This is a genomic window from Desulfosporosinus sp. OT (assembly GCF_000224515.1).
Lineage (GTDB): Bacteria > Bacillota > Desulfitobacteriia > Desulfitobacteriales > Desulfitobacteriaceae > Desulfosporosinus.
On the sequence record NZ_AGAF01000237.1, the window covers coordinates 58469 to 69193 of the forward strand.

Consider the following 10725-nt stretch of genomic DNA (forward strand, 5'->3'; position numbering starts at 1 on the left):
TCCTGTTGGCAAAGGGAACCTTAATGATGACATTTATTTGAGATATTATCTCAGGAAAGTACATTAAATCAACAGGAAATGATATTATTATTTATTATCTCTACCGTGACAGCGACACTACATCATTCCCAAAAGGGCATTCCTTGATAACAAAGGTAACGAGGAGTTTCTTACTACGTTGGGTAGTCTGATGACAAGAGGTAACTCATAACGTATCCGCTTTACTTGTTAGGGGTAGGCCTTTAAAATGTTCTTTATGCCGACATCTATGACTGGTTGGGTTAACCTTCTCTGGACCTAATTTCATTTTATAATCGAGAAAGGTAAAAGTTTGTTCATCACTTTGTTGTACCATTTAAGCACAAGGATTAATTGCTTATTTGTAATAAAACATTTAAAACAAGAGGGAGTCTTAACAAATGTACAGTTTTAAGAACGACTACAGTGAAGGAGCACATCCTAGAATATTAAACGCCTTGACTGGAACAAACTTTGAGCAGATCGATGGCTATGGAGAGGATAGTTATACACAAAAAGCGGTCGAAATGTTAAAGCAAAGAATCGGGAGGAACGACATCGATATTCACCTGCTCACAGGTGGTACGCAAACAAATCTTATCGCCATTTCAGCATTCCTAAGACCTCACGAAGCCGTAATTGCAGCCAACACAGGTCATATACTGGTGCATGAGACAGGTGCTATAGAAGCTACAGGGCATAAAATTATATCCATCGAAGTCAGTGATGGGAAACTGGACTATTTGCACATCAAGACTGTACTCGATTCACATACTGATGAGCATATGGTGAAACCTAAGTTGGTTTATATTTCAAATCCGACGGAAATAGGCACAATATATCAGAAGGATGAACTTGAACAGATTAGCAGTTTCTGCAAGGATAACAATCTGTTTTTGTTCATGGACGGTGCAAGGTTGGGTTCAGCTTTGTGTTCAGAAGAGAATAACTTGAAACTTTCCGATCTGGGAACACTTGTTGATGCTTTCTATATCGGGGGAACCAAGAATGGAGCACTCCTAGGTGAAGCCCTTGTGATCTGTACAGACCAACTCAAGGAAGATTTTCGCTTCCATATGAAACAAAAAGGAGCACTCCTCGCAAAAGGAAGACTCCTAGGCATACAGTTTGTTGAGCTTTTCAGAGATAATCTGTATTTTGACCTGGCAAAGCATGCTAATAAGATGGCGGGTTTGCTCAGGGATGCAATCGATAAAGCTGGCTTTAAGTTCTTAGTGGACTCGCCATCAAACCAGCTATTTCCGATATTACCCGATCGATTGATCTCGGAGCTTCAGAGGAACTATTCGTTTTATGTTTGGTCAAAGGTTGATGCTGATAACTCAGCAATTCGACTTGTTACCTCCTGGGCGACTAAAGAGGAGGCAGTATTAGCGTTTATCGAGGACATGAAGAAAGCACTCAAGATATGAATAATTAACCCACGTTGCTATCTTTGGCAGACAGTAACGTGGGTTAATTTCCATAATATTCTCCAGTAATTATTTAACTCTTACTAACGTTTACGACCACCGCCACCAACTATCAAAAAGATATTAAGGATGAAAGTAAACAGATTGACAAAATCCAAGAAAATACTCAAGGTGACTAAAACTGCATTGTCTGCGGTGCTATATTTCGCGCGCTGAAAATCTAATGCTGTCATCAGAGAAAATAGAACAGCCCCACCTAAGCCAATCAGCAATCCGAACGGGCTGAAAAAGCTGCTGAAAAACATCGAGAGAATCGTTATTCCTATCAGAACTAATAAGCCGATGAAGAGCACTTTTGCCATACTGCTCAAATTACGCTTTGTCATAAGGCCGTATGCGCCAAAGGCGGCAAAGACAATAAATGTCACTAACGAAGCTTGACCGAGAACAGCAAGCCCTTCAGAAGTGGCTGCCAAGGATTGAACTATCGGCCCAAGCACAACTCCGGCACAAGTCGCAAAAACTAGGGCAAGTCCTCCTGCTAATCCTGTAGCAGGGTCATTTCCGCGTGCTGCAGCCTGTCGGTTAATTCTGGGAATAACAAACAGCAAAACAAATTCCAAAATGACAGCTGGCATAAAATATTGCTGAGGCACTAGGAAAGATCCGGCAGCCATGGACAGGAACATGAAAGATAAAAGACCCATTACCTGAGACAAGGAGACCGTTTTAACCTGTTTTACATCGATTACGTAAGGGCTGTGATAATAACGGGACGAATGCTCAAAAGGCGGCATGCTCTTTACACCTCGCTTATCTAGATTTAACATGAGTTTTCTATACTCCTATATTAGCATTACTAAACTAACTTTTCTAACGGATATAGTAGATTTCACAAAACCTTAAGATATTGATCACAAGCATGTTTCAAATTGGCGATGATATATTGCATTACCTTTGAACATTACATTAGGACATAGTACGACTTGTAATCTCAGACTTAAAGATATGTTGTAATAGTACTAAAAAAACGCCTATCAGCTAATTGATAGACAGGCATTTTTCTTTATTGATATTGGCCATCCTAGCTTATTAATGTCCTTGAGATGGAGATAAGCCAGGCTTGGAACATGAACGAACACCCGCTTTGCCTATGTAGGCGGTATGCCGAGTGTTCTGGATAGTAGTAAGCATCGGATTAGAACACAAGACCCATCGCTATTAGCGTAAGAATAGCAACAACTACGATAGCGATACCAGCGCCAAATATTAACATCGGCATATCCCCCTTTTCCAGTATATTACATGATATTCGTGTCCTTTCGATCTGACACAAAATGGAAAGGAAAAAACGTCACTTCAGTTCTTGTACTAAATAAAAAATTTTACCAGTTTGCCAGTGGCGGTGGTTTCTTAATTCTCACAGGCATGTATATATCTGAACGAGGCTTGAAAGTAGAATGGTTAAATAAGCCCTGTTCATACACCGATTACAAATGAATGGAGTGATTAGTACATATTGCTATTATATAAAATAAATAATATTGTAGGGATATTAAAAAGTCTAGAAAGTAGATCTCTGGGATGGGTGGCAGCTTGGCACTTGGAGGAAGAGAATGAATTTTATTGGTAATATCATTTGGCTGCTATTTGGCGGTCTTATCGCATCGATTGCATGGTTGATTGCAGGTCTAATTTTGTGCGTAACGGTTATTGGTATTCCGTTTGGTGTTCAATGTTTTAAGATTGCAAGCTTCGTATTGTGGCCTTTTGGAAAGGAAATTGAACTCGGTCATTTTGGCGCAGGGGGATTTTTTTTGAATATAATTTGGCTTGTCCTATTTGGATGGGGGTTTGCCATAGCACATCTCGTGATTGGAGCAATTTTCTGTTTAACGATAATTGGCATTCCATTTGGAGTTCAGCATTTAAAATTTGCGCAACTTGGTCTTATGCCATTTGGGGCGAGGATATATTAACCTTAAGAAGCCAAATGAACTTTGTGCAAATGATCAAAATGGAGGAACATTCTTATGTCAAATGAATTGATTGCTTATTGTGGTCTTTATTGTGGTGCGTGCAGTTTTAAAGTTGGTTTCGAAGAAAATAACATGGAGCATATTATCTCTATGCCCTCAATATATGATAATTTTAAAAATACACCACCCGAATTTTGTCCTGGATGCCGATTGGAAAACCAATGTGGAGACTGTGATATTCGAACTTGCGCACGAGATAAGAAAATAGAATACTGTAGCTTATGTGATGATTTTCCATGTGTAAAACTAATGAATTTTACTAGCGATGGTAAACCGCATCATGCCAAATCTATAGAAAACTTAATCTTATTAAAGGACATAGGTGAAGAAAAGTGGCTAGAAGTGCAACAAGAAAAATGGAAATGTAAATGTAATACAAAATATTCGTGGTATATGACAAAATGTGTAAATTGTAAAGAATAACGAATGAGGTGTTTAACAGAAGAGGAGAAAAAGCGGTTATATCATGATATCTATTTAAGCTTAAATAAAAAGGGTGTATTTATTAATGCTGATCAAGTTCTCGGAAGTACTCCCTTTATTGAATTTTTATACACAAGAGATTGGAAGAATAAAGTAGAGACCAGCGGTTTGTATAAAGAAGAAATATCTTCGGCTTATGAAAGGGCAAAACTAGATAAAATGGCTTTACTAGACGATCAGATAAGCTGGCTAAAAGACATTGGTTTCTTAGATGTCGATTGTGTTTACAAATACTTTAATTTTGTAGTCCTATTTGGAAGAAAATAGCCTTCATTTCCTCTAACCGTTTTTAGCAAGTCATCCAGCGAGAGTAGTTGACTGACTTGTTAGTGCAGGTATTACAAAAAAGGCCAATTATGATGCTTATGCTGAAGTAGCGAGAGATTAGCTTGCGTGTTGAATTATTAAAGATATTATTGAAGATAATACTTATAAGCTTTAAGTGACTGAATACAAGCATTCTAAGTAAAAAAGGAGTTGTTTGCGATATTTACCTTACTGGCAACCTTAAAAGCAAAACCTGGCAAAGAGGGAGAATTGGCCATGATTTGTACTCAATTGGCAGAGAAAGTTCTTTCTTCGGAAAAGGACTGTTTGATGTACATACCTCATGTAGCCAAGAATGATCCAGCTGAAGTAGTCCTTTTCGAAAAGTATAAAGATGAACAGGCCTTTAAAGCCCATGAAGAGTCAGCATATTTTCAAGAGGCTGCCAAGAAATTTGCAAATCTGCTGGAGGGTAAGATTCAGGTTAAATTTCTTAAAGAAGTTTAATAGGTCACAGCAGCTTATGCTGAGGTTCGTTGAGACATGGATTTAAAATTGATGCCGATTCGCATAGGCGGAACGGCTTTTTCCAATTTGTGAGGTAAGATATTGTTTGAGCAAGTCCTGATTATTATAGTAAATGCATTTTCTTATCGATAATCTTTAAAATCAGTGACGTCATGAATCCATATATTAGGGCAGTAGAAAGCGTTGAGTATGCTACGTTAAGGGGCATTTTTCTAAATAGAGGCAGATCAAGTATTGTTCCAAATGCATTGAGTAATAACCAAATTACTAAACTATAGCCTAATCCCTTAAGATATAAATAATTGCTCGACGTAAACATTATTAGATGAGCAAAGATTACACCAAAGATCACACACACTGCTGAATGGCTGATCATTGAGATAATTAAACCGAAAATCCCTTGCTTAGAGTAAATTTGATACGTAAGTAAAACTGTTGCGTATCGTTAAAAGCTCTATCAGTCCAGCCCAGTGACTTATAGAGAATTCCGATACTATCACAAGTAATGCTTGCCCCAAATCCTGCGATACCTCCTGCAACAAATCTGTCTTTTTTCATTGGAACTATTCATCCCCTCCAACCTGCTTTCGGTCAATATAATATGTGTAATAATTTTGATTATGTAAAACGTCTGGTGTTTTTGGAAGAAAGTTGTTGAAGTCAGAGGTGCAGATTGATTTTATTGGTTTATGCGACTATCCTAGGAGGAAATTGAGGAACGATGTGGAAAGTTTAGGGTGAGGTAAGGTGCAATTATGATGTGTATTGGATGCTGAAACAGAAAAGTTTATGGCTCTACATTTTAGACGTTTAATGAGGGTTACAAATTCAGATTGTGTCGAAGTTTACCTAAGCTTCATAAGTAGACTAATTGGGTAAATGTTTTTTGGTATTTAAGGGAGGAGATCTGCGTTGAGATACTTTAAACGTAAGGCAATTATGTCAATTCTATTTTTACTCTGTGGCATAATGATTTTGTTTTCCGGGTTGCTTCAATTAACGATGAAGAATAATAATGCGGCAATATTTCAGATATTAGTGGCCTTGATGTTCGCTTATGATGCTTACGTCTATATAACGCCATATCTTGGTTTGGATGAAGAGAAATTAATTGTTAACAATGGCCTTTTAAAAAAGGAAGTAATATTTTTAAAAGATGTTACTACAATTGATGAAAAAAATAAGAAACTGATAATATTATTTAATCAAGGTTCCTCTACAAAGCAACTAAAGATATTGCTATCCCATTTAAAGAAACAAGACAGGGAGCAATTTATTAAGGATTTGAAATCAAAACTAGAGGACGGAGTTTGTGTGAAACAAAAGGAGATACTATGAAAAATATAATTGATACTGAGTTGTCTAATTTTAAATTAAGATTTGCACAACCCTGTGATACTTCATTAATATTAGAGTTTATAAGAGAACTTGCTGAATATGAAAAAATGTTGCCTGAAGTTATTGCCACAGAAGAGGTTTTAAGAGAATCTCTCTTTGAAAGGAAAATTGCTGAGGTTATAATTGGTGAAATGCAAAACCTACCAGTATGTTTTGCATTGTTCTTCTACAATTTTTCAACTTTCTTAGGGAAACCGGGTATTTACCTGGAGGATTTATTTGTGAAACCAAAAATGAGAGGAAAAGGGATTGGCAAGATTATGCTTTCGTTCCTAGCGAAATTAACTATAGAAAGGAAATGTGGTAGATTAGAATGGTGGTGTTTGGACTGGAATGAACCCTCAATTAACTTTTACAAACATTTGGGGGCGACCCCAATGAATGATTGGACTGTATACAGGGTATGTGATGAGGAGTTGCACAAATTGGCAAACGAGTTTAAGCAATAAGGTTATTAGGGTATTTGATATGACGGCCAAATTCAATCTCCAAAATAAAAAAACCGGGTATAAACCCGGGCCAATTTACCATTGGCGTTGGCTCAGTCTGGGCTTTAAGGATAGCCGTCAGTGCATCCGCCTGCCATCCGGACAGTGATTTAACGTTCGTATATTTTAAAATTGTAAATCCAAGATTGCCGAGTGTATAGTTGTCAAATGGGATGCTATGTCAACTATTTGACATAAGCGACCGGTACAAATAGATCCCTGTTTACCAAATATCTCTCTGGTAATACGTATCTTTGAGCTCTTCTAATTGGTTCACTACCTTCATTTGGAAATTTTCATCTTTAAGCTGTCTTAACTCACTCACTACCTTCACATCTGTTTCTCTTTCAGCTATAATTTTATCGCTCAAAAAAGAACACCTCCTTATATATTAAGCTCTAATAGTATTTCCTGAAATCCAGGAATGATGTTTGGCATTTTTTATAATTTCTCAATATCGAGTGACTAATCCGAACAAACAATTGTGGCAGCCTTGCGAAATAGGTTGCTATTTTTATGGGTTAATTCACATTGAGACAGCGCTATCTGCCAACATAGTGCTACACATTTTCCATCGATTCTTGTACGGATTTTTTGATTCTGTGATAATAGTTGCGATATCGTCCAAATGGGACATCGTTATTAATTAAAAGTAGAGTAATACGATTGTCCTTTCGACATGCTTTACTTCCTCGGCATGCGATAATTATCTTAAATACTATATTGAGGGAGAGTAGTATAGGATGACCAGAAAAACAATTACATTAATCTTGATCTCATGTAGCTGCATCTTTGGAACACCAGCTTTTGCTGCCATTAATAATCCTTCAGATACTAACTCATCTCAAATTATTGCCCCGGATAGGCTTTTCGGACATACAAGATATGAGACCGCCGAAGCTATCTCTGAGTATTATAGCAATGGTAAGGTTAAGAACGTAGTCCTTTCAACAGGAAACGAATTTGCAGATGCTTTATCTGCAAGTGTTCTAGCCCATGAAAAAGAAGCACCAGTATTATTAGTTGATACATCTGTCGATAGCTCTAAGGATGCAATTGACTATGTCATTCAACATCTTGATTCCTCGGGAACCATTTATATTATCGGTGGTGCTGGAATAATAAGTACAGAATTCGAGACTAAACTTAATAACCTTGGATACCAAAATATTGTTAGAATCGCCGGCATAGATAGGTATGATACATCGTATAAGATAGCCAGTTCACTTAATGATCTAACGGTATCTACAGTGGTGATTGCTTCTGGAGAACAATATCCTGATGCCCTAAGTATCTCAAGTTTTGCTGCTAATAAAGGCTGGCCAATTCTGTTATCACCTCACGAAGGACTGCCTCAAGAAATAAAAAACTTTTTAATGGAAAGAATGCCTTCAAAAGTATACCTCGCAGGAGGATCAGGAGTTATTTCGGATAATGTAAAATCCGAAATAAGCAGTTTATTACCCCAGGCTACTGTCGAACGACTGACGGGACAATCTCGTTTTGATACGAACGTAACCATAGCAGAGACCTTTGCACCAATCCCTTCAACCGTATATCTAGCCACAGGTTACGACTTTGCTGATGCTTTGGCAGGTAGTGCAGTGGCAGCTAAAAATGGAGATCCCATAATATTTATTGATCCTTCCGTGCCAACCTTGCCAAAGTCAACAGCAAGTTACTTTGCCAAGCTTTTTGCCAATGATTTGAGTCCAAACTTAGTTTCTTTTGGGGGCAGCGGTGTTGTTAGCGATGAAATAATAAAAAATTCAAATGACTTGATTTCTGGAACAGCAAAAGAAACTAACATTTATTCTATAGCTGATCTAAATGCAACGGTTACTCAAAATGAGGACTATTCTTTACCTGCAACAGTTCCAGCTAGGCTTTACAATAGCGATGTGATTAATGTGCCTGTTCATTGGAAACCCCAGGTTGTGGATACCAGCAACATAGGGTCAAGTGTTTACGATGGAGTCGTAGACGGATATGGCAAAACAATCAAACTTAGTCTTACGGTCAAAGAGCCAAAACCAATCGCTCAATACGCTACTCGTTTTGACCCAACCTTGGTCAATCGTACGGAGAACATCCAGCTTGCGATAACGGCTCTCGATGGAAAACTATTAGCCCCCGGAGAAAGCTTCTCCTTCAATGAGAGTGTCGGAGAACGAACGGTCAAAGCTGGTTATAAAGAGGCGCTAATCATTGAAGGAAACATCTTCACCCTGGGGCTCGGAGGAGGGGTTTGTCAAGTTTCCTCCACTCTTTATAATGCTGTAATTCTTGCCCATTTAGAAATTCTTGAAAGACATCGTCATTCCCTGCCTGTAAATTATGTTCCTCCTGGACAGGATGCAACAGTAGCCTTTCCTGTACTTGACTTTAAATTCAGAAATAGTACAGATGCTTATCTCCTAATCCGTAGTTTCGTAGAAAAAATACCTTAACCTTTAAGCTTTATAGGAAGGTAAAGAATTAACAGCTTCTATTGGCATTTTATCAGATTGCTATGGATGGATTATTTTGTCTTATACTAGGAACTGAACATGTCTACAGCCTTCCTCGCTTTAGGGAATTATCCACTTGGGTTAATGAATGGACACAGTGTTCTAAACAAACGTGTGTGAATTCTTGTTTGACAGTAAAAACATTTTGCATTAAGATAATAAATAAAAATTTATTTATTAATTTAACAGCGGAGGTTTTATGGCTAGAATAGCTGATCCTGAAAAGCTTGAAAATATCAAAATAGCAGTTATGGAACTGCTTGTGGAGCATGGTTACGGTGGAATGTCTATTGTTTCCGTCAGCGAAAAAGCAGGAGTGTCCCCAGGCTATTTATACAAACATTACTCAAGTAAGGAAGAATTGGTCCAGGAACTAGTCGAAACAGAAATGGATAGTATCATTGAAAACCTTAAATTTAATATCAGTACTTCTAGCTCTGTTTATGAAGCAGCCTATAAAACGGTTTACAATTTATTTATGTATGCGAATTCTCACCCGATTAACGCAAAATTTACTGCTGCTGTTTTTTTGGATGTAAAAGTGCCGAGTATGGAAAAGGTGGAGAATTATAAGATATTAGTGGAATTGGCAAAACAAATTATTGATTTAGGGATTAAAACTAAAGAGTTTAGTCCACAAACTACACCTATAGAAGTAGTGGCTATAGCATTTACAATTCCATTTAACTATATATCAATTTGTTTAGAAGTTGATAAAGAGAAAAAATTTACACCGGAAGAAGCCAAAAGAATTACAAAAATTTGCATCAGAGGGTTTACTTAATTTTTTTTCGTATTAATAAATAAATAATTATTTATTATAAAAAACTTTTACTTTGTCTAAAACAAATTTAAGCTTAGAGGGGAGTAATGGGGAGAATATGCAAAAACCGAGCTTCAGAAAAAAAGTAATTAGAGTAGTCATGATTTTGATCCTAGTTGGAATTGTTGGAACGCTTACTTATTATGTTAGGACCCATTCGGTTGAAGTCAGTAAAGATGTTTCGATGATAAAAACTAACCTATTAGGAAAGTATTTTGGGACAACGACAGCAAAAGTCAGCGAAGACGTTCAGGTAGTGAAAACGGCGACAATTCAAGTTGGTGCAATTGCTGTCAAGAATACATATTCCGGAGATGTCCAAGGATTATATGATACTCCGCTGTCCTTTCAAGTAACCGGAAAGGTCATCAAACGCAATGTCGATTCTGGAAGTATTGTACATAGTGGTGATGTGCTCCTAGCTCTTGATACGCAAGATTATGAACAAACCGTAAATATTGCCTCTGCACAACTTGATACTGCCAATTCTAAGCTGAAACTCGCCGAAATCACGCTTAATCGCAATCGTGAGCTGCTTAAAGGCGGTGCTATCGGCCAGGCAGCTTTTGATGTTTGTCAAAACGACTTTGACAGTGCTCAAGCTGCAGTCAAGCTGGCATCGTCACAATATCAGCAAAATTTAGATCAATTAAATTACTGTTCTTTACATGCTGGATGTGATGGAGTGGTGACGGCGGTAAATGTTGAAGTGGGTCAGGTGGTTGCAGTAGGGACACC

12 protein-coding genes and 1 pseudogene are annotated in these 10725 nt (G+C 37.6%); 10 read left to right on the forward strand and 3 right to left on the reverse strand.

Annotated elements, in window-relative coordinates; translation table 11 throughout:
• The first annotated feature begins 419 nt into the window (after nt 1-419).
• The gene (locus DOT_RS22480; protein WP_009623820.1) at nt 420-1451 is read left to right on the forward strand and encodes an aminotransferase class I/II-fold pyridoxal phosphate-dependent enzyme; all 1032 of its coding nucleotides are present in this window, start codon (nt 420-422) and stop codon (nt 1449-1451) included.
• Nucleotides 1452-1534: 83 nt separating this feature from the next.
• Here DOT_RS22480 and DOT_RS22485 read toward each other — a convergent pair whose 3' ends face one another.
• Entirely contained in the window at nt 1535-2248 is a 714-nt protein-coding gene (locus DOT_RS22485; RefSeq protein WP_139024281.1) for a Bax inhibitor-1 family protein, read from the reverse strand.
• Nucleotides 2249-3067: 819 nt separating this feature from the next.
• Between DOT_RS22485 and DOT_RS22490 the strand changes: the two genes are divergently transcribed.
• From DOT_RS22490 to DOT_RS22505, 4 genes are all read left to right on the forward strand, one after another.
• Nucleotides 3068-3430 carry a YccF domain-containing protein gene (locus DOT_RS22490; RefSeq protein WP_009623822.1) on the forward strand — a complete coding sequence of 121 codons (363 nt, stop codon included), beginning with the start codon at nt 3068-3070 and terminating at the stop codon, nt 3428-3430.
• A gap of 54 nt (nt 3431-3484) precedes the next feature.
• Nucleotides 3485-3913: a DUF3795 domain-containing protein gene (locus DOT_RS22495; RefSeq protein WP_009623823.1), complete on the forward strand. Its 429-nt coding sequence runs from the start codon at nt 3485-3487 to the stop codon at nt 3911-3913.
• 3 nt (nt 3914-3916) lie between these two features.
• Nucleotides 3917-4240, forward strand: a complete 324-nt coding sequence (locus DOT_RS22500) for a hypothetical protein (RefSeq protein WP_009623824.1) — start codon at nt 3917-3919, stop codon at nt 4238-4240.
• Nucleotides 4241-4450: 210 nt separating this feature from the next.
• Complete coding sequence (locus tag DOT_RS22505) at nt 4451-4747, forward strand: putative quinol monooxygenase (protein WP_282433490.1); 297 nt, start codon at nt 4451-4453, stop codon at nt 4745-4747.
• A 405-nt stretch (nt 4748-5152) separates the two neighbouring features.
• Here the strand turns inward: DOT_RS22505 and DOT_RS32120 are convergent, their stop codons facing one another.
• A complete protein-coding gene (locus tag DOT_RS32120) occupies nt 5153-5326 on the reverse strand; it encodes a hypothetical protein (RefSeq protein ID WP_242833897.1) in 174 nt (57 codons plus the stop codon).
• Nucleotides 5327-5770: 444 nt separating this feature from the next.
• Here DOT_RS32120 and DOT_RS22515 point away from each other — a divergent pair, with 444 nt between their 5' ends.
• Entirely contained in the window at nt 5771-6106 is a 336-nt protein-coding gene (locus tag DOT_RS22515) for a PH domain-containing protein (protein WP_242833898.1), read from the forward strand.
• Nucleotides 6103-6615 carry a GNAT family N-acetyltransferase gene (locus DOT_RS22520; RefSeq protein ID WP_009623828.1) on the forward strand — a complete coding sequence of 171 codons (513 nt, stop codon included), beginning with the start codon at nt 6103-6105 and terminating at the stop codon, nt 6613-6615. Before DOT_RS22515 ends, DOT_RS22520 begins: the two co-directional genes overlap by 4 nt.
• Nucleotides 6616-6877: 262 nt before the next feature.
• Here the strand turns inward: DOT_RS22520 and DOT_RS30770 are convergent, their stop codons facing one another.
• Nucleotides 6878-7024: a hypothetical protein gene (locus tag DOT_RS30770; RefSeq protein ID WP_009623829.1), complete on the reverse strand. Its 147-nt coding sequence runs from the start codon at nt 7022-7024 to the stop codon at nt 6878-6880.
• A gap of 373 nt (nt 7025-7397) precedes the next feature.
• On the opposite strand from DOT_RS30770, the pseudogene DOT_RS22525 reads away from it, so the two are divergent.
• The 3 genes and pseudogenes from DOT_RS22525 to DOT_RS22535 all read left to right on the forward strand — a co-directional run.
• Nucleotides 7398-9136 (forward strand): annotated as a pseudogene (locus DOT_RS22525) (cell wall-binding repeat-containing protein).
• Between the two features lie 227 nt (nt 9137-9363).
• Complete coding sequence (locus tag DOT_RS22530; RefSeq protein ID WP_009623831.1) at nt 9364-9948, forward strand: TetR/AcrR family transcriptional regulator; 585 nt, start codon at nt 9364-9366, stop codon at nt 9946-9948.
• 97 nt (nt 9949-10045) lie between these two features.
• Nucleotides 10046-10725, forward strand: a 680-nt coding sequence (locus DOT_RS22535; protein ID WP_009623832.1) for an efflux RND transporter periplasmic adaptor subunit, incomplete at its 3' end; no start/stop codon positions are given.

What these genes read in the sequence shown, in the direction of transcription:
- DOT_RS22480 (WP_009623820.1), top strand. Translation starts at nt 420, where the DNA reads ATGTACAGTTTTAAGAACGACTACAGTGAAGGAGCACATCCTAGAATA.
- DOT_RS22485 (WP_139024281.1), bottom strand. Translation starts at nt 2,248, where the DNA reads ATGCCGCCTTTTGAGCATTCGTCCCGTTATTATCACAGCCCTTACGTA.
- DOT_RS22490 (WP_009623822.1), top strand. Translation starts at nt 3,068, where the DNA reads ATGAATTTTATTGGTAATATCATTTGGCTGCTATTTGGCGGTCTTATC.
- DOT_RS22495 (WP_009623823.1), top strand. Translation starts at nt 3,485, where the DNA reads ATGTCAAATGAATTGATTGCTTATTGTGGTCTTTATTGTGGTGCGTGC.
- DOT_RS22500 (WP_009623824.1), top strand. Translation starts at nt 3,917, where the DNA reads ATGAGGTGTTTAACAGAAGAGGAGAAAAAGCGGTTATATCATGATATC.
- DOT_RS32120 (WP_242833897.1), bottom strand. Translation starts at nt 5,326, where the DNA reads ATGAAAAAAGACAGATTTGTTGCAGGAGGTATCGCAGGATTTGGGGCA.
- DOT_RS22515 (WP_242833898.1), top strand. Translation starts at nt 5,771, where the DNA reads ATGAAGAATAATAATGCGGCAATATTTCAGATATTAGTGGCCTTGATG.
- DOT_RS22520 (WP_009623828.1), top strand. Translation starts at nt 6,103, where the DNA reads ATGAAAAATATAATTGATACTGAGTTGTCTAATTTTAAATTAAGATTT.
- DOT_RS22530 (WP_009623831.1), top strand. Translation starts at nt 9,364, where the DNA reads ATGGCTAGAATAGCTGATCCTGAAAAGCTTGAAAATATCAAAATAGCA.